Annotated in this window: 20 protein-coding genes and 1 other RNA gene; 4 read left to right on the top strand and 17 right to left on the bottom strand. The window is 72.5% G+C overall.

Features of this window, described 5'->3' with window-relative positions:
- Window positions 1-144 precede the first annotated feature (144 nt).
- The 6 genes from ACGFRB_RS10865 to ACGFRB_RS10840 all read right to left on the bottom strand — a co-directional run bounded on the left by ACGFRB_RS10865 (window position 145) and on the right by ACGFRB_RS10840 (window position 8,227).
- A complete protein-coding gene (locus tag ACGFRB_RS10865; protein WP_363001720.1) occupies window positions 145-2,409 on the bottom strand; it encodes a molybdopterin cofactor-binding domain-containing protein in 2,265 nt (754 codons plus the stop codon).
- Between the two features lie 17 nt (window positions 2,410-2,426).
- A complete protein-coding gene (locus ACGFRB_RS10860) occupies window positions 2,427-3,935 on the bottom strand; it encodes a 2Fe-2S iron-sulfur cluster-binding protein (protein ID WP_393241678.1) in 1,509 nt (502 codons plus the stop codon).
- A complete protein-coding gene (locus ACGFRB_RS10855; RefSeq protein ID WP_363000797.1) occupies window positions 3,932-4,819 on the bottom strand; it encodes an FAD binding domain-containing protein in 888 nt (295 codons plus the stop codon). The genes ACGFRB_RS10860 and ACGFRB_RS10855 overlap by 4 nt, the downstream gene beginning before the upstream one ends.
- A gap of 241 nt (window positions 4,820-5,060) precedes the next feature.
- Window positions 5,061-6,866 carry a beta-N-acetylhexosaminidase gene (locus ACGFRB_RS10850; protein ID WP_393242504.1) on the bottom strand — a complete coding sequence of 602 codons (1,806 nt, stop codon included), beginning with the start codon at window positions 6,864-6,866 and terminating at the stop codon, window positions 5,061-5,063.
- Between the two features lie 304 nt (window positions 6,867-7,170).
- Entirely contained in the window at window positions 7,171-7,458 is a 288-nt protein-coding gene (locus ACGFRB_RS10845) for a DUF3039 domain-containing protein (RefSeq protein ID WP_361233861.1), read from the bottom strand.
- Window positions 7,459-7,666: 208 nt separating this feature from the next.
- A complete protein-coding gene (locus ACGFRB_RS10840) occupies window positions 7,667-8,227 on the bottom strand; it encodes a YqgE/AlgH family protein (protein WP_361233985.1) in 561 nt (186 codons plus the stop codon).
- Window positions 8,228-8,593: 366 nt separating this feature from the next.
- On the opposite strand from ACGFRB_RS10840, the gene murA reads away from it, so the two are divergent.
- Entirely contained in the window at window positions 8,594-9,934 is a 1,341-nt protein-coding gene (murA, locus tag ACGFRB_RS10835; protein WP_361233864.1) for a UDP-N-acetylglucosamine 1-carboxyvinyltransferase, read from the top strand.
- A gap of 261 nt (window positions 9,935-10,195) precedes the next feature.
- On the opposite strand, the gene ACGFRB_RS10830 is transcribed toward murA, so the two are convergent.
- From ACGFRB_RS10830 to ACGFRB_RS10820, 3 genes are all read right to left on the bottom strand, one after another.
- A complete protein-coding gene (locus tag ACGFRB_RS10830; protein WP_003968811.1) occupies window positions 10,196-10,477 on the bottom strand; it encodes an HU family DNA-binding protein in 282 nt (93 codons plus the stop codon).
- Window positions 10,478-11,113: 636 nt separating this feature from the next.
- On the bottom strand, window positions 11,114-12,529 hold the full coding sequence (locus tag ACGFRB_RS10825; protein WP_363000801.1) for an NAD-dependent malic enzyme: 1,416 nt from the start codon (window positions 12,527-12,529) through the stop codon (window positions 11,114-11,116).
- 589 nt (window positions 12,530-13,118) lie between these two features.
- A complete protein-coding gene (locus ACGFRB_RS10820; RefSeq protein ID WP_393241671.1) occupies window positions 13,119-15,479 on the bottom strand; it encodes a HelD family protein in 2,361 nt (786 codons plus the stop codon).
- 1,761 nt (window positions 15,480-17,240) lie between these two features.
- On the opposite strand from ACGFRB_RS10820, the gene ACGFRB_RS10815 reads away from it, so the two are divergent.
- Window positions 17,241-18,068: a helix-turn-helix domain-containing protein gene (locus tag ACGFRB_RS10815; protein ID WP_363012023.1), complete on the top strand. Its 828-nt coding sequence runs from the start codon at window positions 17,241-17,243 to the stop codon at window positions 18,066-18,068.
- Between the two features lie 33 nt (window positions 18,069-18,101).
- On the opposite strand, the gene ACGFRB_RS10810 is transcribed toward ACGFRB_RS10815, so the two are convergent.
- The 3 genes from ACGFRB_RS10810 to ACGFRB_RS10800 all read right to left on the bottom strand — a co-directional run bounded on the left by ACGFRB_RS10810 (window position 18,102) and on the right by ACGFRB_RS10800 (window position 20,316).
- On the bottom strand, window positions 18,102-18,653 hold the full coding sequence (locus ACGFRB_RS10810) for a GNAT family N-acetyltransferase (protein ID WP_393241667.1): 552 nt from the start codon (window positions 18,651-18,653) through the stop codon (window positions 18,102-18,104).
- 169 nt (window positions 18,654-18,822) lie between these two features.
- Complete coding sequence (locus tag ACGFRB_RS10805; RefSeq protein WP_393241664.1) at window positions 18,823-19,188, bottom strand: hypothetical protein; 366 nt, start codon at window positions 19,186-19,188, stop codon at window positions 18,823-18,825.
- Window positions 19,189-19,356: 168 nt separating this feature from the next.
- A complete protein-coding gene (locus tag ACGFRB_RS10800) occupies window positions 19,357-20,316 on the bottom strand; it encodes a LysR family transcriptional regulator (protein ID WP_363012027.1) in 960 nt (319 codons plus the stop codon).
- 83 nt (window positions 20,317-20,399) lie between these two features.
- Between ACGFRB_RS10800 and ACGFRB_RS10795 the strand changes: the two genes are divergently transcribed.
- On the top strand, window positions 20,400-21,692 hold the full coding sequence (locus tag ACGFRB_RS10795) for an MFS transporter (RefSeq protein WP_393241661.1): 1,293 nt from the start codon (window positions 20,400-20,402) through the stop codon (window positions 21,690-21,692).
- Window positions 21,693-21,845: 153 nt separating this feature from the next.
- Here ACGFRB_RS10795 and ssrA read toward each other — a convergent pair.
- The 5 genes from ssrA to ftsE form a co-directional block, all read right to left on the bottom strand.
- Window positions 21,846-22,214: a transfer-messenger RNA gene (gene ssrA / locus ACGFRB_RS10790) on the bottom strand.
- Window positions 22,215-22,305: 91 nt separating this feature from the next.
- Window positions 22,306-22,848 carry an SsrA-binding protein SmpB gene (gene smpB / locus ACGFRB_RS10785; RefSeq protein WP_361233891.1) on the bottom strand — a complete coding sequence of 181 codons (543 nt, stop codon included), beginning with the start codon at window positions 22,846-22,848 and terminating at the stop codon, window positions 22,306-22,308.
- 18 nt (window positions 22,849-22,866) lie between these two features.
- Window positions 22,867-24,183, bottom strand: a complete 1,317-nt coding sequence (locus ACGFRB_RS10780) for a S41 family peptidase (protein ID WP_393241657.1) — start codon at window positions 24,181-24,183, stop codon at window positions 22,867-22,869.
- 158 nt (window positions 24,184-24,341) lie between these two features.
- The gene (gene ftsX, locus ACGFRB_RS10775) at window positions 24,342-25,262 is read right to left on the bottom strand and encodes a permease-like cell division protein FtsX (RefSeq protein WP_363012030.1); all 921 of its coding nucleotides are present in this window, start codon (window positions 25,260-25,262) and stop codon (window positions 24,342-24,344) included.
- Window positions 25,263-25,281: 19 nt separating this feature from the next.
- Window positions 25,282-25,971 (bottom strand): cell division ATP-binding protein FtsE, encoded by a 690-nt coding sequence (ftsE, locus tag ACGFRB_RS10770; protein WP_363012031.1) that lies wholly within the window; start codon window positions 25,969-25,971, stop codon window positions 25,282-25,284.
- A 224-nt stretch (window positions 25,972-26,195) separates the two neighbouring features.
- Between ftsE and ACGFRB_RS10765 the strand changes: the two genes are divergently transcribed.
- Entirely contained in the window at window positions 26,196-26,381 is a 186-nt protein-coding gene (locus ACGFRB_RS10765) for a hypothetical protein (protein WP_361233902.1), read from the top strand.
- The last annotated feature ends 258 nt before the right edge of the window (window positions 26,382-26,639 follow it).

The raw sequence follows: 26,639 nt of genomic DNA, 5'->3' as shown, positions 1-26,639 counted from the left end.
GACCGAATCAGGCTCTCGACTTTGCAACTGAAACAAGCCAGATGGCGAAACACGACGGAGTGCGACGGGAGCACAACTAAAAACGCTCCGCCCCGGGCCTTCGACAGGCCCGGGGCGGAGCGTGTAATTCAGGACATCAGGGCGTCAAGAGGTGACCACCGCCGCCTGCGGGCGGATCGGGAGGCGGTTGACCGGGCGGCCCGTGGCCGCGCGGACCGCCGAGGCGACCGCGGCCGGCGAGGTGACGACCGGAACCGCGCTCGCGGGCTTGGCGCCGAAGGGGGCGACGACGTCACGCTCCTCGACCAGCTTGACGATGCGGATCTCCGGGGCGTCCAGGGCGGTCGGCAGGGCGTAGCCCGTCAGGTCGGGGTGCCGGACGATGCCCCGGGAGGTGCGGAGGTTCTCGGTGAGGGCCGCGCCGACGCCCTGGGTGACGCCCGCCTCGATCCGGGTGGCGAGCTGGGCCGGGTTGAGGACCCGGCCCACGTCCTGGGCGACGGCCATCTCCACGACCCGTACGGTGCCCAGTTCCACGTCCACGTCCACGACGGCGCGGATGGCGCAGAACGCGAGGCCGACGAAGGCGTCGCCCTGGCCGGAGTCGTCCAGCGGCTCGGTGGGGTGCGGGCGGCACTGGGCGGTGGCCCAGAGTTCCTTGCCCTCCAGCGTCTCGGCGACGGTGGTGGACAGCACCCCGTCGTACGAGGTGATGCGGCCGTCGCTGATCTGGAGGAGTTCGGTGGACATGCCGAACGTGTGGGCCAGCGGCTGGAGCAGTTGCGTACGGACCATCTTCGCCGCGCGTTCGACCGCGCCGCCCGAGACCCAGGTGTGCCGGCCGTGCGTGGCCGGTCCGGCCGGGGGCTGGTCGGTGTCGACGGCGGCCACATGGACCTCCTCGACGCCCAGCGTCTCCTGGACGATCTGGCGGGCCAGGGTCGCGAAGCCGGAGCCCGCGTCGACGGCGGCGCAGATGACGGTGGCGATGCCGTCGTGGACCCGGACGGTGGCCGTGGAGACCTCGTCGGTGCCCTCGGCGCCGAGCATGTGCACCATGCCGAGGGCGTAGCCGACGCCCCGCCGCACCGCGCCGGGATCCCCCGCGCCGTCCGGGCCGCCGGGCAGCAGCCAGTCCTCCTCGGGGGCGTCCATGGGGAGTTCGGGCAGCGGGAAGTCCCGTACGGCGGCCAGGAGTTCGGCGACCGGGGCCGGACAGGTGACGGTCTGGCCGATGGGCAGGATGTCACCGGTGGCCAGGACGTTGCGCATGCGCAGTTCGACCGGGTCGAGGCCGAGCTTGCCGGCCAGCTTGTCCATCTGCGCCTCGTACGCGGCGCACACCTGCATCGCGCCCTCGCCCCGCACATGGCCGGACGGCGGGTTGTTGGTGCGAACCGCCCAGCCCTCGACGAAGGCGTGCGGGACGACGTACGGACCGCAGGCGAAGGAGACGGCGGCGGCCAGCGACTCCGACGAGGAGTCGGCGTAGGCGCCGGCGTCGAGCAGGATCTGCGCCTCCACCTTCACCAGCCGCCCCTCGGCGTCGGCGTGGTGGCGGTAGCGCAGCAGGGCGGGGTGGCGGTGGGCGTGGCCGAGGAAGGACTCCTCGCGGGTGGCGGTGAGCTTGACCGGGCAGCCGGTGCGCAGCGCGAGCAGCCCGAGCGGAAGCTGGAAGCCGGGGTCGTCGCGGTCGCCGGTGGCGCCGGGGACACCGGTCACGACCACCTTGACCTGCTCGGGCGGCAGGCCGAAGCAGGCGGCGGCGAGGTCGCGGTCGGTGTGCGGGTCGGTCGAGGAGGTGTAGATCTCGACGCCGCCGCCGGGGCGCGGGACGGCGAGCGCGGCCTCCGCGCCGACCGTGCCGGTGTCCTGACGGCCGATCCGGTACAGCCCCTCGACGACGATCTCGCCGACGGCCTCCTGGTCGCCGAAGCGGAGCGGGATGTGCCGGATCAGATTGCCGTCGGGGTGCAGCGGCTGCGCGGCGAACGCGGCCTCCGGGTCGGTGACCGGTTCGAGCACCTCGTACTGGACCGCGATGGCCGCCGCCGCGAGCCGGGCCGTGTCGGGGTGGTCGGCGGCGACGGCGGCGATCGCCTCGCCGTGGTGGCGGACCAGGTCGGAGGCGAAGACGGGGCGGTCGGCGACCCGCCGGCCGTAGGTGGTGGCGCCGGGCACGTCGGCGTGGGTGATCACAGCCCGTACGCCCGGCATCTCGGCCGCCGCCGACGTGTCGATCGACACGATCCGCGCGTGCGGGTGCGGGGAGCGCAGGATCGCCGCCCACAGCAGGCCCTCGGCCCACAGGTCGGAGGCGTAGGGGAAGGTGCCCTCGGTCTTGGCCCGCGCGTCGGCCTGCGGGAGCGAGACGCCGATCCCGTGGACGCGCGGGCCCTCGGGGTCCATGGTCGTCGGGTCGCTGCTCACGCCGTGCCTCCGTCGTACGGGTGCGGGATCTGGTGCGGGATCCGGGCGGCCTCGTCGCCGCCGGCGCCGGCCTGCGGGTCGGGGTCGGCCGCGCGGGCTTCGACGACTTCGCGGACCGCTTCGAGGACGCCCCGGTAGCCGGAGCAGCGGCACAGGTTGCCGCTCAGCGCCTGCCGGGTCTCCAGCTCGGTCGGGGCGTGGTTGCCCTCGAGCAGGTCGTGGACGGTCATCGCCATGCCGGGGATGCAGAAACCGCACTGCACACCGCACGCGGCGAGGGCCCGCTGGACGTCGGACGGCTCGCCGCCCGCGGCCAGGCCCTCGACGGTCCGCACCTCGCTGCCGGCCGCCGTGGCCGCCGGGACCAGGCAGGACGCGACGAGCCTGCCGTCGACCTGCACGTTGCAGGCGCCGCACTCGCCCTGCGAGCAGCCGTCCTTGGCGCCGGCGAGGCCGAGCCGCTCGCGCAGCACGTAGAGCAGCGACTCGCCGACCCAGGCGTCGGTGACGGGGCGGTCGGCGCCGTTGACGCGCAGCACGTAGGAGGTGTGCGGGTGTTCGTCGTTGCCCATCGGGGGGCCGGCGGGCACGCCGAGCTCGTCCATGGCGGGCTCGACCGCGACGGCCGGTTCCGCGAGTGCGGCGGGTACGGGGGGTTCTGCGGGTACGGCGGGTTCCGCGGCCGCGGCGGGCGCGTCCGTCACGGGCGGCCGGGCCTGCTCCGGTACGAACGCCACGCCGGGCGCCGGGACCGCGCCGGCCTCGGCCTCAGGCTCGTGCTCGGGTACGGGGGCGGATGCGGGAACGGATGCGGGGACGGGCTCCGGTACGTGCTCCGCCGCCGGCTCCGGGACGAACTCCGCCACGGGCGCCGGGACCGGCACCTGCTCGGACATCGGTTCCGACTCGGGCTCCGGCATCTGCTCCGGCCCCGGACCGGGGGCGTGCACCGGCTCGGGAGCGTACTCCGGCGCGTACTCCCCGACGTGCTCGTGGAGGTGCTCCTGGACGTGTTCCTGAACGTGCTCTTGAACGTGTTCCTGGACGTGCTGTTCCTGCGCGTACTCCCGTACGTGCTCCGCCCAGGGCGCGAGAGCGCCCCCCGGCAGTGTGTCCGACGCCCCCGCGTACGTGACCGGCCCCGGCCCGGCCGCCCCCGGCTGCTGGTGCTGCTGCGCCCAGGACTCGTACGGCGTCTGCTCCGCCACCACCGGCGGCTGGACCTCCCAGCTGCCGGCCGCCACGGGACCCGTCGCCGGATCCGCCGCCGGGTCCCCCGTCGTGAACGGGGTCAGCGGCGTCGTCGGCGTGTGGGGGGCGAGGGGGGTGAGCGGGGTGATCATCGGCGGCACGTACCCGTGGCCGGGCGCCTCCAGGGGCGTGCCCTCCAGCATGAACTCGGGCGGCAGCTGGACGAACGCCGTGGCGTCGCCGTCGTACCCCTCGCTCTGCGGGACCGGTTCCCATCCGCTCGTACGGTTGTCGTCCTTGTGTGCGTCGCTCACGACAGCGCCCTCCCCAGTGCCCGTCGGGCCAGCGCGGCGACCGTGCGCCGCAGGTGCAGTACGGTCGGCGGCACCTTCTCGTCGCCTTGCGGGTCCGGCACGCAGGCGGCGCCCACGTACTCGCCGAACGCCGTCAGCGCCTCCGGCGCGAGACCCCGCTCGCCGTCCCAGTCCACCAGCGAGGCGATCCACTGCTCGGCCTCCAGCGGCCGCAGCGGCATCGGCGCGATCGCGCCGACCGCGCAGCGCACCCCGCGGCGCGCCGGGTCGAGCACGACGGCGACGGAGGCGGTGGCGCGGGCCGGACCGGTGCGGCCGGTGGCCTTGAGGAAGACCTGCGGGGCGTGCAGCAGCGGGACCCGGACGAAGGCGACCAGCTCACCGGGGGCCAGCAGGTCCCGGCCGGCCAGCAGATGACTGACCGGCATCTCACGGGTGCCGAGCGGGCCGACGACGACCAGCTCGGCTTCCAGCGCGGCGAGCACGGGCAGCGAGTCGCCGGTGGGCGCGGCGGAGACGATGTTGCCGCCGAGGGTGCCCGCGTTGCGGATCTGCGGCGGGCCGGCGGCGCGCGCGGCGGCGGCCAGCGCCGGGATCAGCGCCGCGAAGTCGGGGCGTCCCATGCGGGCGTGGGTGAGTCCGGCGCCGAGCAGGGCGTGGCCGTCCTGGTACTGCCAGCCGCGGATCTCGTTGATCCGGCCGAGGCCGACGAGCCCCGCGGGGCGCAGCCGGCCGCGGTTGACGGCGGCCATGAGGTCGGTGCCGCCGGCCACGGGCACGGCGGCCGGCATGGCGGTGAGCGCCCCCACGGCCTCGTCGAGCGACACGGGCAACGTCACGGACCGCGCCGTGTGTGGTGCCGTCTGTGGTGCGTGCGTGGTCAACCCGCTGCCCCTTCCCGGTGTCCCGGAGTTCCCCGACCGTCCCGGCGCTCACGCCTGTGTGGGCGTACGGTACGTCCTCCCAGCCTGGACGTTGCAACTCTGGCACATCTTCCGAACCGTACGTCGCGAGGGTCCGTGAAGCGGAGGTTCCGGGTGCGGCGGCCCCAAGGCCCCGTTTCACCGTGGCACGGAGGCGCGGTGGCGCGGGGCGGGGCGCGGCGGGTCGCCGGGCGGGCGGGTCTCACACGTTCGGGGGCGTTCCCTCCAGAGGGCGACCCGGCACGCCCGGGCGACGCTGCCAGGGGCGGGGCCCGCCGGGCGGGCGGTACTCCACGCCGAGCGCGTCGAGGCGCCGGTAGTGGGCGGTCATCCGGCGTTCGAATCCGGCCAGGTCGCGGGCGTCGGGGGCGGGCAGCCGGGACCAGGCGACCTCGGCGAAGGCGGCGAGCCGGGGCTGGGTCTGGTAGTCGACGCGGGCCCGGTTCTCCATCACCTCGGTCCACACGTTGGCCTGGGTGCCGAGGACATGGGCGGCGGCCGCCTCGGAGAGGCCCGGCGGGACCGGGTCGAATCGGTAGACGTCGGCCAGGGTGCGCACGTAGCCGATGGGCATCGGCTCGTCCTCGCCCGGGTCTTGACGGTAGTCCAGGTACACCTGCTGCTCGGGGCACATGACGACGTCGTGGCCCGCCTCGGCGGCGGCGATCCCGCCCGCGTAGCCGCGCCAGGAGGAGACGGTCGCGCCGGGGGTGAGGCCGAGCCCGGTCGTCCCGCCCGCCGTGTCCGCGAGGGGTGCCCCGCCGGCCGCCGGTCCGCCCTCCAGGATCTCGTCCCAGCCGACGAGCCGGCGGCCGCGCGCGGCGAGCCAGCGGTCGAAGTGGCGGACGAACCACGCCTGGAGCCCGTCCTCGTCGCCCACGCCCAGCTCCGCGATCCTGGCCTGGGCCGTGGCCGACGCCTTCCACTGGTCCTTGGGGCACTCGTCGCCGCCGATGTGGACGAAGGGCGAGGGGAAGAGTTCCAGGATCTCCTCGAAGACGTCCTCGTAGAACCGGAGTACGGCCTCGGTGGGGGCGAGCACGTTCGGGTTGACGCCCCAGGTGTCCCAGACGCCGAGGGCGGCGGTGTCGACGACGTCGGTGTTGCCGAGTTCGGGGTACGCGGCGATGGCGGCCTGCGAGTGGCCGGGGACGTCGATCTCGGGAACGACCGTGATGTGCCGGTCGGCGGCGTAGGCGACGATCTCGCGGAGGTCGTCGTGGGTGTAGTACCCGCCGTGCGGGGTCTCGTTCCACTGCGACGAGAGCCGGTGGCCCCACTTGCTGCGGGGCCGCCAGGAGCCGACCTCGGTGAGCCGGGGGTGGCGCCGGATCTCCACCCGCCAGCCCTGGTCGTCGGTGAGGTGGAGGTGGAGGACGTTCAGTTTGTGCGCGGCCATCAGGTCGACCTGACGCAGTACGTCGGTCTTCGGCATGAAATGGCGGGCGACGTCGAGCATGAGACCGCGCCAGCGGAAACGGGGGCTGTCGGTGACGGTGAGACACGGGAGGTCCCAGGTGTGCCCGGCGGGCGCCACGGGTGCCGCGCGGTACGCCTCGGGCCCGAGTAGCTGACGGAGTGTCTGGGCGGCCCAGAACACCCCGGCGGGGCCGCCGCCCTCGATGACGACGGCGGTGTCAGTGGCGGGCGCTCCGGCGGCGTCGGGCGCTCCGGCGGGACCGGCGAGGGAACCCTCCGCGGGCAGGACGGACAGGACGTAGCCCTCCGGTCCGTGCTCCCGTTCCACGTCCGCGCTGATCCGCAGCCTGATGGCGCGCGGCCCCGTGCCGTCGGGCAGCGGCAGACCGGTCGCGGCGCCGAGTGCGGACCGCAGCCAGCGGGCGGCGCGGTGGGTGCCGGGGCCCGCGTCGAGGGTGGTGCGCTCGTCGAGCGTGACGTACCCCGGGGCGGCGCCCCGGCGCACCGCCTCCCGGGGCGCCGGGATCAGGTCGAGGCCGGGGTACGCGGGGCGGTCACCCGCCGAGTCCGCCGAGGCTGCCGAGCCCATCCGATCCGCCGAGTCCACCGGGTTCGCCGAGCCCACCGGGTCCATTCGGTCCATCGGGTCCACCAGATCCGCCCTTCACCGTGCCGCCGAGCCCGGGTATCGAGGTCACCGCTGTTGCAGCATGCGCAACGGTCGTTCCACATGGCACAACACGCGTGAGCGTAGACGCGGGCCGGAGGCGCCACAAGTACTCCCGCCACCACCACCGCCACCGGTCGGCATATGACAAACGGCCCCCGGCGGGTCCGCCCCATAAGGGGCGCCCGCCGGGGGCCGTACGGCCTTCCGGCCTGGCGTCGGAGGACTACTTCTTGTCCTTGCCGCCCTTGTCCTTGTCGCCGCCCGCGCCCATGGATTCGTAGATCTCCTTGCACATCGGGCAGACCGGGTACTTCTTCGGATCGCGGCCCGGCACCCAGACCTTGCCGCACAGCGCCACCACGGGAGTGCCGTCGAGGGCGCTCGCCATGATCTTGTCCTTCTGGACGTAATGGGCGTAGCGCTCGTGGTCGCCGTCACCGTTGGACACCTGCGGCGTCGGCTCGACGAGGGTCCCCGTACCTGCCCCGCGCTCGGGCTCGAGAGTGCTCATGGCACCCAAGGGTACTGGGTGGGCAGCGCCCCCAGGCCCGCCCGCGTACGCCCCTCTTTCGGCCGCGCGCGACCCCGCGCCCACCCGCGTTCGCGCGCCGGTCCGCACCCCGACCACACCCCCGTCGCACCCGCCGCCGCGCGCCACCACGGACCGCCACGGACCGCCGCACGCGCCCGCCCCGAGGTCCGTACGACCCGGAAGCGGCTCAGTTGAGGGAGGGGTCGTCCGGGTACGTGGCCACCATCGCCAGCTCGCCGCGCTGCCGGCGCAGCACCTGCCGCCACAGCGTCTCGGGACGCGGGGCGGAGACGTCGCCGGGCTCGGACTCGACGACGTACCAGGCGCCGTCGCGCAGCTCGGTCTCCAGCTGCCCCGGCCCCCACCCCGCGTACCCGGCGAAGATCCGCAGGGCGCCGAGGGCCGGGCCGACGAGTTCGGGCGGGGCCTCCAGGTCGACGAGGCCGATCGCCCCGTGCACCCGGCGCCAGCCCAGCGGGCCCTCGTCGCCGGGGATGACGGCGATGCCGAGGGCGGCGTCGAGCGAGACGGGCCCGCCCTGGAAGACGACGCCGGGCTCGCCCGCGAGAGCGGCCCAGGAGGCGAGGACGTCGCCGACGGTCACAGGGGTGGGCCGGTTGAGGACCACGCCGAGGGAGCCCTCGTCGTCGTGATCGAGCAGCAGGACCACCGTGCGGTCGAAATTGGGGTCCGCGAGCGCGGGGGTGGCGACGAGCAGCCGGCCTGTGAGCGAGGACACCTCCGTCATGCGAGCCATGATCCCGCATCTTCGCCGGCGGCGTTCGGGTATCGCCGGGATCGCCGGATCGCCGGAGGCCTCCGGGATCCCGGAGGAACGACGGGGAACGACGGGCACCGACGGGGATCGACGGGGTTGCCCCGCCCGGTCCGGGGCAGACGTACGCCACCACAGGTCAAGCCGTGCACCGTCGCGGCCCCCCTTGAGGAGGAACCGGAAGAAGCGGACGGTGACACTCCGCAAGATCACGAGAGCGGAGGGTGTTGTGCCGAATTCATTACATTCGCGAGCCCCCCTCACCCACCCGAGTGGGGTCCCCGCGCCCCTTACTCTTTTGACTGGCCCATCCGACCTACGACCCGGAACGCGAGATTCATGACCGGCACTGACGATGTCCTGCTTGTCCACGGCGGCACCCCGCTGGAGGGCGAGATCCGCGTCCGCGGCGCGAAGAACCTCGTGCCCAAGGCGATGGTCGCCGCGCTGCTCGGCAGCGCGCCGAGCCGCCTGCGCAACGTGCCCGACATCCGTGACGTCCGCGTGGTCCGCGGACTGCTCCAGCTGCACGGTGTGACGGTCCGCCCCGGCGAGGAGCCGGGTGAGCTGATCATGGACCCGACGCACGTCGAGTCCGCCAACGTGGCCGACATCGACGCCCACGCCGGATCGTCCCGCATCCCCATCCTCTTCTGCGGCCCGCTGCTGCACCGCCTCGGCCACGCCTTCATACCCGGCCTCGGCGGCTGCGACATCGGCGGCCGGCCGATCGACTTCCACTTCGACGTGCTGCGCAAGTTCGGCGCCACGATCGAGAAGCGGGCCGACGGGCAGTACCTGGAGGCCCCGCAGCGGCTGCGCGGCACCAAGATCGCCCTCCCGTACCCCTCCGTGGGCGCGACCGAGCAGGTCCTGCTCACCGCCGTCCTCGCCGAGGGCGTCACCGAGCTGTCCAACGCGGCCGTGGAGCCGGAGATCGAGGACCTCATCTGCGTACTGCAGAAGATGGGCGCGATCATCGCCATGGACACCGACCGGACCATCCGGATCACCGGTGTCGACCAGCTCGGCGGCTACAACCACCACGCCCTGTCCGACCGCCTGGAGGCGGCGTCCTGGGCGTCGGCGGCGCTGGCGACCGAGGGCGACATCTACGTGCGCGGCGCGCAGCAGCGTTCGATGATGACCTTCCTCAACACGTACCGGAAGGTCGGCGGCGCCTTCGAGATCGACGACGAGGGCATCCGCTTCTGGCACCCGGGCGGTTCGCTGAACGCGATCGCGCTGGAGACGGACGTGCACCCCGGCTTCCAGACCGACTGGCAGCAGCCGCTGGTGGTAGCGCTGACGCAGGCGTCCGGTCTGTCGATCGTGCACGAGACGGTGTACGAGTCGCGGCTCGGCTTCACCTCCGCGCTCAACCAGATGGGCGCCCACATCCAGCTGTACCGCGAGTGCCTGGGCGGCTCCGCCTGCCGCTTCGGCCAGCGCAACTTCCTGCACTCGGCGGTCGTCAGCGGCCCGACCAAGCTGCAGGGCGCCGACCTGGTCATCCCCGACCTGCGCGGCGGCTTCTCGTACCTGATCGCCGCTCTGGCGGCGCAGGGCACCAGCCGGGTCCACGGCATCGACCTGATCAACCGCGGCTACGAGAACTTCATGGAGAAGCTCGTGGAACTGGGTGCCAAGGTCGAGCTGCCGGGCAGCGCGCTCGTCTGACCGGCTCGCCCGGACGGGCGGAAGCCGGCCCGGTAAGGGGCCTGGCAAGGGCCCGGCAAGGGCCCTGAACCGGCCCGGAACCGGCTGAAAACCGGCTTGGAATCGACACGGAAGCCCCTTCTCCGCCCGCACGGGCCCGGAGAAGGGGCTTCCGCTTGTTTCTGAGGCACGAAAAAGAGGGCGGCCACCCCCTGACAGGGTGGCCGCCCTCTTCGCCCGCCTGAGCCGCTTCCGCGGCCTTCGGCGTGCTGCCTCCAGGCCTTACTTGCCCTTGGCGGCTTCCTTGAGCTTCGAGCCCGCGGAGACCTTCACGCTGTAACCGGCCGGGATGTTGATCGGGTCGCCGGTCTGCGGGTTGCGGGCGGTGCGAGCGGCACGGTGGGTGCGCTCGAAGGTCAGGAAGCCGGGGATGGTGACCTTCTCGTCGCCCTTGGCGACGATCTCGCCGACGGTCTCGGCGAGCGCGGCCAGAACGGCGTCGGCGTCCTTGCGGGTCACCTCGGCGCGGTCGGCCAGGGCGGCCACCAGCTCACTGCGGTTCATTTCGTTACTCCCGTGTTTCTTCTTGCCTGTGAGGCGGGTTGCCTGTGAGGCGGGCCATGCGGCGCGAGGCCGCATGAGTGGGCACTGCGAAGCATGCTGCCAGGGCCCTCGGACACTCCCTGGACCCGGGTCCGGTCCCAGACCCGCGCGCCCAGACCGCATCCTGCCCCCACCAGCGGCGGGAACGCCAATCCGGCACCCCCTGGGGTCACACGAAAAGCGCCGGTTCCCACCCTGGTGACGTCGCGTCGCCCCCGTCCGGCGGACGCGCCGGTACGGAGCCGAACTACCACCCTAAAGGCGGGTTTGGGGTGCGCCGACCCGCGACACGCACCCCAGGGGCCCCTCGGGTCCGGTCACGGTCCGTGCAGGGCTCCGCCGACCCGTCCAAGGCCCTGGCGGGGGCCGTCGGGGCCGGAGCGCGCCCGTGCGCGACGAGCCCGGCCGTACGCGGCCGGGAGGCCGGCCACGCGCCAAAGCCGGGAGCCGGGAGCCGGGAGCCGGGCAGACTCCGGCGCGCCACCCGCCGGGCAGCGGACGCCGGCGGGCGACAGCGGGCGGCCACCGGAGGGCTACCCGGCCGGGCGCCGTACGCGGAAGTCGCCCAAGCCCCTGTCAGGAGCCGCTCGGGCGCGGTCAGGCGCCGGCGGCCGCCGCCTTCGCCGCCTCGCGGACGGCACCGGCGACGGCGCCGGCGACCTTGTCGTTGAAGACCGAGGGGATGATGTAGTTCGGGTTCAGCTCGTCCCGGGTGACGACATCGGCGAGCGCGGTGGCGGCCGCCAGCATCATCTCGGTGTTCACGGTCCTGGACTGGGCGTCCAGGAGACCGCGGAAGACACCGGGGAAGACCAGCACGTTGTTGATCTGGTTGGGGAAGTCCGAACGGCCGGTGGCCACGACGGCGGCCGTACGGCGAGCCTCGGCCGGGTCGACCTCCGGGTCCGGATTCGCGAGCGCGAACACGATGGCGTCGTCCGCCATGGCGGCGATGTCGTCCCCGTCGAGGACGTTCGGGGCGGAGACGCCGATGAAGACGTCGGCGCCGGCGACGGCCTCCTTGAGGGTGCCGGTGACGCCCTCGGGGTTGGTGTTGTCGGCGATCCAGCGCAGCGGCGAGTCCGGGGCGGCGTCCACGAGGTCGGCGCGGTCCGCGTGCACGACACCGTGGATGTCGGCGACGACGGCCTGCTTGACGCCGGCCGCGATGAGCAGCTTGAGGATGGCCGTACCGGCGGCGCCGGCACCGGACATGACGACCCGTACGCCGCTGATGTCCTTGCCCACCACGCGCAGGGCGTTGGTCAGCGCGGCGAGCACGACGATGGCGGTGCCGTGCTGGTCGTCGTGGAAGACGGGGATGTCGAGGGCCTCGCGCAGCCTGGCCTCGATCTCGAAGCAGCGGGGCGCGGAGATGTCCTCCAGATTGATGCCCGCGAAGCCGGGGGCGATCGCCTTGACGATGGCGACGATCTCGTCGGTGTCCTGGGTGTCCAGGCAAAGCGGCCAGGCGTCGATGCCGGCGAAGCGCTTGAAGAGGGCCGCCTTGCCCTCCATGACGGGCAGCGCGGCCTTCGGGCCGATGTTGCCGAGGCCGAGGACGGCGGAACCGTCCGTCACGACTGCGACGGAGTTGCGCTTGATGGTGAGGCGGCGGGCGTCCTCGGGGTTCTGGGCGATGGCCATGCACACGCGGGCGACGCCCGGGGTGTAGATCATGGACAGGTCGTCACGGTTGCGGATGGGGTGCTTGGACGCCATCTCGATCTTGCCGCCGAGGTGCATCAGGAACGTACGGTCGGAGACCTTGCCCAGCACGACGCCCTCGATGCCGCGCAGCTGCTCGACGATCTCCTCGGCGTGGGCGGTCGAGGTCGCGGCGATGGTGACGTCGATACGCAGCTTCTCGTGGCCGGAGGCGGTCACGTCGAGGCCGGTGACGGAACCGCCGTGGGTCTCGACCGCCGTGGTGAGCTGAGAGACCGCGGTGCCGCTCGCGGGCACCTCCAGGCGGACCGTCATCGAATACGAGACGCTGGGCGCCGTTGCCATGACCGTGTTCCTCTGCTTTCCCTGTTAACGCTGCTACGCCGCCCAGGCTGGTCGCCCGGCGGCATCCTTCGATCGTCGCACCTACCTGCCAGTAGCAGGTAACTGCGGTCATTTCGTTTCCGGAAAACTTCTTCCATCATTCGAGAGACCGGAAGGAAGCAGAAGAGGCCCCGGTCACCTGGAGGTGACCGGGGCCTCGACTGTGTATCGAGTTCAAGTGGCACCGACCCGCCATGCTCGCCTCGCGGCAAGTGGTCCCTCTAAGGGACGAAGGTTGGGCCCGGGGGCTTGGATCGAGCCGGTGCCACCGACAAGGCTAACAAACCACCTTGGTACGTGATTCCCGAAGTGCGTGTCGACGTTCGAACCGGCCCCGGACGGCCGCAGGGGCGGGGTCGCTCGGGGTCGTAGAGCGCTCGTGGAGGGCTGTCGTGGACGGCGGCCGCGGGGAGGCGGGGCCAGGCCCGTACGACCGGACATGACCGGGTGCGACCGCCCCGCCCGTACGCCCCGGCCGGCCCCGACCCTGCCACCCGCCCCGGTCCGCCCCGGCCCCGCCTCGGTTCGACCCGGCCCCGCCTCGTACGCCTCAGTCCCGGAGCAGGTCCGGCACGCCGTCCTCGTCCGGCAGGTCGCGCTCGCCGGAGATCACCGTGAGCGCCTGCGTGGACCGGGTCAGGGCCACGTAGAGCACCCGCAGTCCGGCCGGCGACTCGTCGGCGATCTCGGCGGGCGACACGACCACCGTCGCGTCGTACTCCAGCCCCTTGGCCTCCAGGGAGCCGAGCGCGACGACCCGGTCGCCGAGCCCGTCGAGCCAGCCCGCCGCCTGCTTGCGGCGGTCCATGGCGACGACCACGCCGACCGTGCCGTCCACCTCGCCGAGCAGCCGTTCCGCCTCCGCCCGCACCGTCCTCGCCATCGCCGCCTGCTCCGGCAGGGCGACGAAGCGGGGCTCGACGCCCGTGGAACGCACCGCGCGCGGCGACTCCTTGCCGGGCATCGCGAGGGCGAGGACCTTGGCGGCCAGGTCGGCGATCTCGGCCGGGTTGCGGTAGTTCACGGTGAGTTCGAAGCGGCGGCGCGGCCGGGTGCCGAGGGCCTCGTCGCGGGCGGCGGCGGCCTCGTCGGGGTCGGACCAGGAGGACTGGGCCGGGTCGCCGACGACCGTCCAGGTGGCGTGCCGGCCGCGGCGGCCGACCATGCGCCACTGCATGGGCGTGAGGTCCTGGGCCTCGTCGACGATGACGTGGGCGTACTCGACGCGCTCGGCGGCGAGCCGTTCGGCGCGCTCGCGCTGGGTCTCCTCGCGTACCGGCATCAGCTCCTCCAGGCCGGTGAGCTGGTCCAGCGGGTCGTACTCGCGCTTCTTGCGCGGCCGGGCCGGCGTACCGAGCAGCGTGGCCAGCTCGTCGAGAAGCGCCACATCGTGCACGGACAGACCGGGACGGCGCAGCGAGCGGGCGAGCCGGCGCGTCTCGCCGGGGTTGAGGATCCGGCGGGCCCAGCGGCCGAGCCGCTTCTCGTCGGCCATGGCGTCGAGGACCCCGCGGGGGGTGAGCTCGGGCCACCAGGCGTCGAGGAAGGCGAGGAAGGAGTCCTCGGTCGACACGTCCTCGTCGAAGGAGGAACGCAGTTCGGCGGCGAGCTGCGGATCGCTGTGCCGGCCGGCGGCACCGGACTTGGCGTACAGCGCGTCGAGCAGCAGCCGGCGGGCGCGCGGGCGCAGCAGGTTGACGGGCGCGGTGCCGCCGAGCACGTTGTGCCGGATCCGCTTGAGGTCGTCGGCCTCCAGCTCCAGGCGGCGGTTGAAGGCGACGACCCGCAGCCGGGTCGGGGTGCCGGCCGGGGCGGCTTCGGGCCCGCCTTCCTCGGGGTCCCCGAGTTCCGGCTGTACGACGGCCTTGGGCGCGGGCGTCTCCAGGGCGCCGCGGGCGGCCTTGCGCAGCACGGCGAGCATCCGCGAGGAGCCCTTGACGCGGGCGACGGACGGTTCGTCGTACGCGTCGGCCTCGACCCCGTCGACGAGCGAGCCGAGCGCCCGGATGGCGACCTGGCCCTCCTCGCCGAGCGAGGGCAGCACGCCCTCGGTGTACGAGACGAGCAGCGGGGTCGGCGAGACGATGAGGATGCCGCCGGAGTAGCGGCGCCGGTCCTGGTAGAGCAGGTAGGCGGCGCGGTGCAGGGCGACGGCGGTCTTGCCGGTGCCGGGCCCGCCCTCGACGTACGTCACGGAGGCGGCGGGCGCCCGGATGACCAGGTCCTGCTCGGCCTGGATGGAGGAGACGATGTCCCGCATGGTGTGGCTGCGGGCCTGGCCGAGCGCGGCCATCAGCGCGCCGTCGCCGATGACGGGCAGGGTCTGCCCGTCGAGGGTCGCCGTCAGCTCGGGACGCATCAGGTCGTCCTCGACACCGAGGACCTTGCGGCCCTTGGACCGGATGACCCGGCGGCGGACGACCCGGCCGGGGTCGACCGGGGTGGCCCGGTAGAACGGCGCGGCGGCGGGCGCGCGCCAGTCGATGACCAGCGGGGAGTAGTCGGCGTCGAGAACGCCGATCCGGCCGATGTGCAGGGTCTCGCCGACCTCGGCGGACGTACGGCCGTCGTCGTCGGTCCGGATGGCGTCCTCGGCGGGCTCGACGGAGGTGTACGCGCCGTCGGGGCCCTTCTCGCCGTCCTTGCCGTAGAGGAGGTCGATCCGGCCGAAGAGAAAGTCCTCGAACTCGTTGTTGAGCCGGTTGAGATGGATGCCGGCCCGGAACACTTGGGCATCCCGTTCGGCGAGCGCCCCGGGGGTGCCGACGTGGCCCCGCTGGGCGGCGTCGTTCATCAGGAACTCCGCCTCGTGGATCTTCTCCTCCAGGCGGCGGTAGACCTGATCCAGATGTTCCTGTTCGACACCGATCTCACGGTCTCTGACCGTGTCGACGGCTTCCTGCGCGGCCACCGGGGCCCCCTTCTGACGTGCACTGGGCAGCCGTCGAGCGTACGCGACGCAGAGCCCCCTGTCAGTCCGCATCCTTTTTTGTGGCTCGGTTCTCCTCCTGCCTTCGGCGGGGGGACCCCCACGGGTGCCTGGTGCCCGGTGCCCGCGCGGGGCGAGGCGGTGGGGGCGGGCGCGCACGAGCACACAGCGGAGGGCGGGCCCGCACGTGAGTGAGGCGGCAAGGCGCGGGCCCGCACGTGAGTGAGGCGGCTACGGGCGAGCGCATGTTGTTTGCGTCGCGTTGGCCTTTTTTGTGGCTCGGTTCGCCTCCGGGTGCCTGGTGCGTGTGTCGACGGTCGACCGTGCTCGGCCCACTCGTTCCTCGCGGGCCTGCGCGCGCTCTCCCTTTCGACACCCGCGGCACCCTTCGGCTCACTCGCCCGTAAAGGGCACCCCGCACCTCTTCGCAACGACAAGGGCGGGCGTGCTGACCTTGGGCAACCCAGGCACCGGACGTTCACCCCCGCCCCGCGCCGACAAGTGCGGGCTCACCCTGCCGCTTTGCACTCGTGCGGGCCGGCCCCCGGAGGCACCGTGAGTGCGGGCCGGGAACCTGCCGTTAGGTCTTTGTGCGGCTCGCCGCGTACGGCCGAGTGAGCCGAAGGGGTGCGTCGGGGGAACAGTGCCGAGCACGATCGGTGCTGTGAGTCCGACTCCAGCACCCCGTGGGGGTCCCCCCGCCGAAGGCAGGGGGAGAAGGAGGCACAAAAAGGCCAACGCTGCGCAAACAACATGCGCCCACCCGTAGCCGCCTCGTACCCGTGCGGGCCACGCACCAGCGCCGCACCCACCCGCGAGCCCAGCCCCCAGCCGCCGCACTCACGTGCGGGCCGGCCCCCGGAGGCACCGCGAGTGCGGACCACGCTCCTGCCGTTACGTCTAGGTGCGGGTTGCTGTGTACGGCCGAGTGAGCCGAAGGGGTGCGTCGGGGGAACAGTGCCGAACGCGCACAGGCCCGCGAGGAACGAGTGGGCCGAGCACGATCGATGCTGTGAGTCCGACTCCAGCACCCCGGAGGCGAAGGAGGCACAAAAAGGCCAACGCGACGCAAACAACATGCGCCCACCCGTAGCCGCCTCGCGCACGTGCGGGCCACGCACCTGCCGCCGCACCCACCCGCAAGCCCAGCCCCCGCCGCCGCACTTACGTGCGGGCCGGATCCCTGCCGTCTCACGCCCGTGCGGGCCACGCACCTGCCGCCGCACCCACCCGCAAGCCCAGCCCCCAACCACCTCGCGCACGTGCGGGCCCACCCCCAGAGGCACCGCGAGTGCGGGCCACACACCAGCCGCCGCACCCACCCGCAAGCCCACCTTGGCCACCACCAAGTGCGGGCCACCTCCCTGCCGTTACGCCTGACCGCAGGTCGCCGCGTACGGCCGAGTGAGCCGAAGGGGTGCGTCGGGGGAACAGTGCCGAACGCGCACAGGCCCGCGAGGAACGAGTGGGCCGAGCACGATCGGTGCTGTGAGTCCGACTCCAGCACCCCGGAGGCGAAGGAGGCACAAAAAAAGAGAGAGGGTCGGCCCGGGCGTACGGGGGAGTCGCCCGGGCCGACCTGAACCGGAGCGGCTCGGGGGGTAGCCGGTCCGGTTGTCCTGGTGTCCCCGCAGGTCAACGCCGGGGGCACCCACAGCATGAACGTTGAACGGTTTAATATCTACGAATCGTTTTTCCTACGAATTCACACACGGAGAAACCAGGCCCCCCGGGGAGGGTGCGGTGAACAAAACGGCCTTGCGCGCCCTGCTCAAGGAGCGCCGTGAGCTGATCGCCCCCGAGGCCCATGGCCTGTCCCGCCCGACGGGCCGCGGCCGCCGTGCCCGCGGGCTGTCGCAGCAGCAGGTCGACGAGCTGACGTGCCGGGCCATCGACACGTACAACCGGCTGGAGACCGGCCGTTACCCGAATCCGCCCGCCGACTATCTGCGTCAGGTCGCCCGTCTCTTCGGTCTGAACGAGCAGGAGTGGGTGTCGCTGTGCCGGTACGCGGGGATCGGCGACCCTCCGGGGCCGCTGCATCCGTCCTCGGGCCTGGAGGTGCCGGGGGTGTGGCAGGAGGCCGTGGACGGGATCCGGCACATGGCGTACGTGACCGACGCGTCCTGGAATCTGCTCGCGCACAACCGGCACTTCGCCGACATGTACCCGGGTGGTGTGGCTCCGTCGAACACCATGCGCTGGATGCTGCTCGACAAGTCGGCCCGTGACGCGGTGCTCGTGGACTGGCGTGCGGGCTGGGCGCCGTTGATCCTGCCGCAGTTGCACGCCGCGCTGGCCGCGCGCCGTGACGACGCGACGCTGCGGCAGATCGAGCGGGAGGTCCGGGCCGATCCGGATCTCGGGCCGCTGTGGGAGGCGGGCGGCGCGCATATCCATCCGGACGGCGACGAGCGTCCGATCCGGCATGCGCTGCTGGGGGCCGGGCATGTCTCGATCTGCGCGGCCCAGCCGCTCACGGCACCGGGGGCCCGTCTGATCATCATGATCTTCCGGCCGGGCCCCCGGAAGTCCCACGCCCGCGCCCCGATGCTGCGGGTCCGCACGTAGCGGCTGCCGACGACGATCCGCCCGCGCCCGCCGTCAGACGGACGGGGGCGGCGGGTCGTCGTGCAGGATCCGCTGGAAGAGATGGTGGTCGCGCCACGCGCCGTCGATGTGGAGGCAGCGGGGCGCGGTGCCGATCCGTTCGAAGCCGCACTTGACGAGGACGCGCTGGGAGGCGTGGTTGTCGAGCAGGGTGCCGGCTTCGATCCGGTGCAGGCCGAGTTCCTCGCGGGCGGCCCGGCACACCTCCTCGGTCAGGGCGGTGGCCAGGCCCCGGCCGCCGTATTCGGCGTCGGTCCAGTAGCCGAGTGCGGCGTTGCGGTAGGGGCCGAGGACGATCCCGGAGAGCGTCGCCGAGCCGACGATCCGGCCGTCCCGGCACTCGCGGTCCTGGCTCTCGTCCACGGCGAACCAGCGCAGGCCGCCGTCGCCCAGCCGGGCGGCCTGGGCTTCCGGCGTGTAGTACGACTCGGCGCGGTTCGGTTCGAAGGGGCGCATGGAGGCGCGGTTGCGCAGCAGGGCGGCGGCGAGGCCCGCCGCCTCGGCGGGGTCTGCGGGGTCCGCGCGTCTGATCGTTATGGAGGTCATCCGCGTACCGTAGACGCGCGCGTACGCGGGGTGCGACGGGAAATCGCAGCCGGCCAGGACCATGGCCGAGGCCCACGGACCCGGCGGCCCGGGTGGACCCCACGGACCGCGGGCCCGACAACCGGGCATATGCCAAAGCGGCGCGAAGGCGCGGGTGGGACTCCGCCCGTCATGGATTCGCCGCGACATAGATGAAGAGCGCGGCCGGTGGCACGACCAGGAAGAACAGATGGCTGGCTACGCTGCGCCCCATCCGGAGCAGGGCGAACACCAGCAGCCCGCCCACCAGCCAGCCGACGTACATCCGCGCCATCAACGCGTGCGTGGCGTCCGTCTCCGCCTGTGTGACCGCGTCGGGCGCTCCGAAGGTGATGCCCGAGCCGATGTCCATGAGGAGAAGCCACCAGCACAGCAGGAGGTTTCCCATGCCGACGAGCACGGCCACCGCGCTGTCGGCCCGGCGCACCCGCCGGTACCAGGCGCGGCCCCGCTTCTCCCCCGCCGCGTCCGCCGCGCTTCCGCTCGCCGTGTCCATGCCCCTCAGGCTGCCCCTGCCCGGGACGGCGGCGCATGAGTACGGGTACTCAAGCGCCCCACCCCTCCCCATCCCACCGCACCGGGCGCCCCCACCACACCGGGCCACACCAGCCCCTGCTCTCCCGGCAGCCGGACCTCGACGGTCCGAGCCCCTCCGGCCGCCGGGCTACGGCAGTCCCGGCTCGCCCTCCGGCAGCCAGGCCCCCTCCGGACGGGTCAGCCAGCCTTCCCTCGCGCCGAGTTCGGCGGCGGCGCGGCGGAGCGCGTCGAGGCCGGGGTGGCGCAGTCCCTTGCGCCACACCAGGCTCACGGGTGACAGCGGTACGGGGTCGACCAGCGGACGCAGCACGCTGCCCGGCATATGCGGGAAGTCGACGGCGGCGAGAACGGGCACGGGGTCCTTGGCCATGACCCGTCGGAACTCCTCCTTGCCGATGATCATCGGCGCGGGCGGCGCGACCTCGATGCCGCGCCCTTCGAAGAGCCGTACGGCCAGGTCGGTCCACTCCGGCGTACGGTCGTTGCCGGCGCCCGCGTAGACGGCTCGGCCCGCGAGCGCGCCGAGCGGGACCTCGGTGAGACCGGCGAGCGGGTCGCTCTCGCCCAGCAGGACGCCCATCGGCACGTACCGGACGAACCGCGCCTCCACCCGGGCCCGCAGGTCCGGCAGCAGTCCGCCGTACCGGCCGAAGGAGGCGTCGAGCCGGCCGGCCAGGATCTCCCGTACGGCGCCGGTCAGTCCGCTCTCGTAGCGGGGCATCAGTTCCAGGTCGGGGGCGAGTTCGCGGGCGCGGGCCAGCACCCGGTCGTGGGCGAGGCCGGCGGTGTTGAGGTCGACGAGGAGGGGGCGGGGGGCGCCGCGGAAGGCGTCGGCGAGTTCGTCGTGGGCGGCGAGGACCTTGTGCGCGTACGGGAGCAGCCGGACGCCCTCCGGGGTGAGTTCGACCTGCCGGGTGGAACGCGCGAACAGTTCGGTGCCCAGGTCGCGTTCGAGCCGCCGGATGTCCCGGCTGAGCGCCTGCTGGGCGATGTAGAGGCGGGCGGCGGCGCGGGTGAAGTGGAGTTCCGCCGCGACGGCGGTGAAGGCGCGCAGGAGCCGGGGGTCGAGATCGTTCGCGGGAGACACCGCGGCATTCAACAACAAAAGTGCGTGAATGGCGACCGATTTGGTGTTGGACCGGCAGGGCCATGCCAACCGAGCCTTGGTCCATGCACGATCCGATCCCCACGCCTGCCAGGGTCCCCGCGCCCGCCGCGTTCCCCGCTGTCGACGTGACCCTGACGCCCGCCGGCCCCGCCCTCGCTCCCCGCTACCAGGAGCGTCCGGAGCGCCCCGCCCCCACCAATCCCTACCTCCGCCTCTTCGCCCTGCCCGGCACCCGCGCCTTCGTTCTCGGCAATCTGGTCGCCCGGCTGCCCGTGGGCATGTTCGGGGTCGGCATCGTCCTGCTGATCGCCCGCTCCTACGACTCGTACGCCCTGGCCGGCTCGGTCAGCGCCGCCGGCCTGGTCGCGGGCGGGCTGACCGCGCCGTGGGTCGCCCGGCTGGTCGACCGGTACGGCCAGGCCAGGGTCGCGCTGCCCGCCGCCGCCTGGGCCGCCGTCGGGCAGCTCGCCCTGGTGGCGTGCGTGCACGTCCGGACGCCGGCCTGGGTCCTGATCGTCACCACCGTGCTCTCCTCGACCGCCCCCAACCTCGGCGGCATGGCACGGGCCCGCTGGGCGTATCTGCTGAAGGACGACCCGGACTCCCTGCACACCGCCAACGCCTTCGAGCAGGCCGCCGACGAGCTGTGCTTCATGCTCGGCCCGGTGCTCGCGGCGCTGCTGTGCTCGGCGCTGTTCCCGTCCGCCGCCGCGCTCATCGGCTCGGCGCTGCTGCTCACCGGCACCGTGCTGTTCACCGCGCAGCGCGCCACGGAACCGCCCGCCGCCCCGCCCTCCGCCATCGGCGGACTCTCGCCGCTGCGCGCGCCCGGCATGCCGGCGCTGCTCGTGATGTTCCTGGCCACGGGCGCCGTCTTCGGCTCGATGGAGGTCTCCACCCTCGCCTTCGTCGACGGGCCGGGGGCCGGGCCCGTGCTGGGCCTCCAGGCGGCGGGCTCCTGTATCGCGGGCCTCGTCTACGGCCGGGTCCGGCGCGCCGCGCCGCTCGCGGCCTGCCTCGCCGCGATGACCGTCCTGATGACCCTGCCCCTGCTGGCCGCCGCGCTCACCGGCTCCCTGCTCGTCCTCGCCGGCGCGCTGCTGGTCGCGGGCATGGCGACCGCGCCGACGATGGTCACGGGCATGGGCGAGGTGCAGCGGCTGACTCCGGACGGCCGCCTCAACGAGGGCATGACCCTCGCCGTGACCGCCCTGCTCGGCGGCATCGCGGCGGGCTCGGCCACGGGCGGCTGGCTCGTCGACCACGCCCCGTCCGTCACATACGGCTTCCTCGTCCCCACGACGGCTGCGGCCCTGGCCCTGACCGCCCGCGTCACGACCCGCCGCCGCGCCTGAGCGGGGGCAGGTTCGGTCACGCGGACGTGGTACGGCGGTAGGGCACCGGGACGGGGACACGACGGCCCCGCGGACAGGCGAGCCCGGAGAGGTCCGGACATGACGAAGGCCCGGCGGTCCTTGGGGACCACCGGGCCTTCGCCCACATGGGATGAGTGGAGATGGCGGGAATCGAACCCGCGTCCAACGGTGCGGAACCAGGGCTTCTCCGTGTGCAGTCTGGTGCGATTTTCTCAGCCCTCCGGATCACCCAGACAAGTCCGGAACGGGCTCAGTCACTGTTTGATTTCCCTCTTCACCCCGTGACCGGGATCAAGGTTTAGTTTCCTAGATGATGCCAGGATCCGGGTCGGAAACAGCCCCGGGCTGACACTTCGCAAGTCGCTACTTAGGCAGCGAGGGCGAAGGAATCGCGCTTGGTGTTGGCGATTATAGGTTTCGGCGCGTGGTTTACGAGATCATTGCCGCTTCCTCGACACGCTTCCCCTGCTTCGACATCCGCTGTCGAAACCGATCATCCCCATGTTGATTTTTCAAATCGCGCACCCTCGGTGGGGTGCACGACCCATCGTACGTGACCAACGCCGACGGTCGCCAGCCTATTCCCGGGGCGTCACCCCAGCTTGGCGGCCCGCTGCCGGCGCCGGGCCGCCGAGATCGCGCGGCTCGCCTCACGGGTGTCCTGCTGCTCGCGCAGCGTCTGCCGCTTGTCGTACTCCTTCTTGCCCCTGGCGAGCGCGATCTCGCACTTCACCCGGCTGCCCAGGAAGTACAGCGCCAGGGGCACGATCGTGTGACCCGTCTCGGACGCCTTCTGCTCCAGCTTGTCGATCTCGGCACGGTGCATCAGCAGCTTGCGCTTCCGCTTCGCCGAGTGGTTGGTCCAGCTGCCCTGGACGTACTCCGGGACGTGGATGTTGTGCAGCCACGCCTCGTGGCCGTCGATCTGGACGAATCCGTCCACGAGCGACGCCCGCCCCATCCGCAGCGACTTCACCTCGGTTCCCATGAGGACCACACCGGCCTCGTAGGTGTCCAGGATGTGGTAGTCGTGTCGCGCCTTCTTGTTCTGCGCGATGAGCTTGCGCTCCGGCCCCTTGTCCTGGGTCTTCTTCTTCGCAGGCTTGCCCTGCACGTTGACGAGTCCCTTAGCCATAGTGCGGTCATTTTCGCACTACGAGCCCCCTCCGAGGCCACTCAATACTGTGCGGGCCCGTTCCTCGGCCCGCTGCTCCGCCCTGGCCCCCGGTGCCTGCCGCACGAGGACGTCCGGGGTGATGCCGTGACCGTCCACCGCGTTCCCGGCGGGGGTGCGGTAGTGGCCGACGGTCAGTTCGGCGACCGAACCCCCGGGCAGGGCCTCGGGCATCTGCACGGAGCCCTTGCCGAAGGTGCGCGAGCCGACCGTGACGGCCCGGCCCCGGTCCTTCAGGGCGCCGGTCAGCAGTTCGGCGGCGCTCATAGTGCCGCCGTCGACGAGCGCCACCAGGGGCCGCGCGGTGTCGCCGCCGCCCTCCGCGTAGACGGCGTGCTGGCTGCCGTCCATGTCGTACGTGGCGATCAGCCCGCCGTCGAGGAAGGCGGAGGCGGCGGTACGGGCCTCGGCGAGCAGGCCGCCGGAGTTGCCGCGCAGATCGAGCAGAATCCCGGTGCCGGCCGGTGCGGTGCGCACGGCCGTGCGTATCCGCTCGCCCGTTCCCTTGGTGAAGGCGGTGACGCGGACGAGGACCGCGCCGTCGTCGAGGCGGCGGATCGTGACGGGGTCGGTGACGAGCCGGGCCCGGCGCAGCGACTGGGACCACGCCGCCCGGCCGCGTTCGACGCCGAGGGTGACCGTGGTGCCAGGTGCCGTGGAGCCGGTGGCCGGAATGCCGGGGACTTCGTCGCCGCGCAGCAGCGCGACGACCTCGGAGACGGACCGGTCGCCGACCGGGCTCCCGTCGACGGCGGTGATCCGGTCGCCGGCCCGCAGTCCCGCGCGGGCGGCGGGGCCGCCGGGCAGGACCCGGCTGATCTCGACACCGCCCGCGCCCGCGCGGCGGGCGGAGAGTCCGACGCCGGTGTACGAACCGTGCAGGCTCTGCTCGAACTCGGCGTATTCGCGTTCGTCGTAGACCGCGCCCCACCGGTCGCCGCTGCGCGAGACGAACTCCTCGGCCGCCTGCTTGCCCGACTTTCCGTCGGCGAGGGCGTCGGCGGCGGCGCGGGCCAGCGCGTCACGGTCGACGGGCACGACGGCGGAGCCTGAGCCGGGCCCCCCGGAGCCGCCCGAGCCGCCGGGGCCGAGGCCGGCGTTCAGGGCCGTGCCGGACGGCGGGGACAGGTCCGGGGAACCGGCCGCGGCGGGTGGCTCCGGGGCGGCCGGGCGGCGCGGCAGGGCGCCGGTGGCCGCGGCCGTACCGATCACTCCGGTGAACACCAACGTCAAGACGGCCCCACGGAGAACTCCGCGGGACCGTCGGCAGAACTCGGGGCCGGCACCGGCACGCATGCGGCCACTCTAGGACAACCGGATGCCAAGCGGAGGGCGCCGTAAGGCCCTTGGCCGTACGGCGCCCTCCGTGATCCGGTGCCCCTGGCGTCCCTGCCGCCCCGCCCCCGCCCCCGCCCCGAGGTCACCCGGGGCCGGGGCGGTACGAGGTCGGGCGGTCACACCTTCAGGTACTTGCGCAATGCGACGAACGCCGCGATGGACGGCATCAGCAGTCCGATGACGAGGACCAGCGGAAGCTGGGCGAGGACGACGTCCCAGCCGACGAAGTTCACCAGCGGCATCTGCTGGGCCAGTTCGAGTCCGTGGTCGACGAGGAAGTAGTGCCCGCCGAGCAGCAGCACGCACGCGAAGAGGCCGCCGATGAGGCCGGAGAACGCGGCCTCCGCGATGAACGGGATCTGGATGTAGAAGTTGGTCGCGCCGACGAGCCGCATGATGCCGGTCTCGCGGCGGCGGCTGAACGCGGACACCCGGACCGTGTTGATGATCAGCATCAGCGCGATGATGAGCATCAGGAACATGAGGGCGACAGCGGCGTAGTTGACGCTGCGCATCATGTTGAAGAGGGTCTCCAGGATGGACCGCTGGTCCTGGATCGACTCGACACCGTCACGGCCCGCGAAGGCCGTGGCCACGACCTTGTATTTCTCCGGATCCTTCAGCTTCACCCGGAAGGATTCCTGCATCTGGTCCGGGGTGACGACGGACGCGATCGCCGTATCGCTGTACTGCTGCTTGTAGTGCTTGTACGCCTCGTCGGCGGTCTCGTGATGGACCGTCTCGACGAGTTCCTTCATGTTCTTGAGGTCGGACTCGATCTCCTTCTTCTGCTGCGCGGTGACCGCGCCCTTGGCGCACTTGGCGCTGGAGGCGGCGTCGCTCTTGTTGCAGAGGAAGATGGAGACGTTGACCTTGTCGTACCAGTAGTCCTTCATCGTGCTGACCTGCTCGCGCATGAGCAGGGCGCCGCCGAAAAGGGCCAGCGAGAGGGCGACGGAGACGATGACCGCGAAGGTCATCGTGAGATTACGGCGAAGACCGACACCGATCTCCGAGAGCACGAACTGAGCGCGCATATGGCTGTTCTCCCGCCCGTCAGTGCTGGTAGCCGTAGACGCCGCGGGCCTGGTCGCGGACGAGTCGGCCCTTCTCCAGCTCGATGACGCGCTTGCGCATCTGGTCGACGATGTTCTGGTCGTGGGTCGCCATGACGACGGTGGTCCCTGTCCTGTTGATGCGGTCGAGCAGCTTCATGATGCCGACGGAGGTCTGCGGGTCGAGGTTGCCGGTGGGCTCGTCCGCGATCAGCAGCATGGGGCGGTTCACGAAGGCCCGGGCGATCGCGACACGCTGCTGCTCACCACCGGACAGCTCGCCCGGCATGCGGTCCTCCTTGCCGCCGAGGCCGACCAGGTCGAGCACCTGGGGGACGGCCTTGCGGATCTCGCCACGCGGCTTGCCGATGACCTCCTGGGCGAAGGCGACGTTCTGGGCCACGGTCTTGTTGGGCAGCAGACGGAAGTCCTGGAACACCGTGCCCAGCTGGCGGCGCATATGCGGCACCTTCCAGTTGGAAAGGCGGGCGAGGTCCTTGCCCAGGACGTGCACCTGCCCGTGGCTGGCGCGCTCCTCGCGCAGGATCAGCCGCAGGAAGGTCGACTTTCCGGAGCCGGAGGAACCGACGAGGAAGATGAACTCCCCCTTCTCGATCTCCAGGGAAACGTCCCGGAGCGCGGGGCGGTTCTGCTTCGGATAGGACTTGGAGACGTTGTCGAATCGGATCACGGATGCACCACGGTCGGCCGGGAGTAGGTGTGCGTGACCATACGCGAACGGACATGGCCCGCGCAGTCGCGGACCGCGCTTGTGTCCTTTATCCTTTTCGTCCTTCCGGGCGACCCGGCCCGGGGCGCGCCGAAACGCGCCGGAGCTGGCACAGTGGTAGAGGAACGCCGGGGCCGCCCCGGACGTTCTTCGAGAAGGAGCCCGGTGCGGGAGGAGGAGAGCGCATGACCTATGACCGACTGGTGTGCGCCAACTGCGCGGCGCCCGTCGCGGAGGGCCGCTGCCCCGTCTGCCGCGCGAACCGCGAGCGTCTGCCCCAGCCGACGGGGGTGACGCCGGCGATGCTGCTGGCCCTGGTGGTCGCCCTGGTGGCGGCGACGGCCCTGCTGGTGGCGGTACGGGGGCTGTAAGCCCATAAGGCCGTAAGGCCCCGCGATCAGGAGCGCATGAGGCGTACGGGGCGTATGGAGGCACCCGAGGGCGTGCGCGCGGACGCGTCGCGCCGTGCGAGTGGCGTACGGAGACACCACACCGACGTACGTACAGCGTTCGGAGCAACCGGAGTACGCGGGGTACGGAGTACGGGAAAGGGCCGGGGCGCCTGGTGAGGCGCCCCGGCCCTTCGCGTCCGGTCTCAGCGGACCGTGTCCCCTGGGACCCTAAGGGCC

Origin of the sequence: Streptomyces sp. NPDC048718 (genome assembly GCF_043198875.1) — a bacterium.
GTDB lineage: Bacteria > Actinomycetota > Actinomycetes > Streptomycetales > Streptomycetaceae > Streptomyces.
The sequence above is the reverse complement of the archived record's forward strand: the minus strand, read 5'-3'. Positions and strand labels throughout refer to the sequence as shown.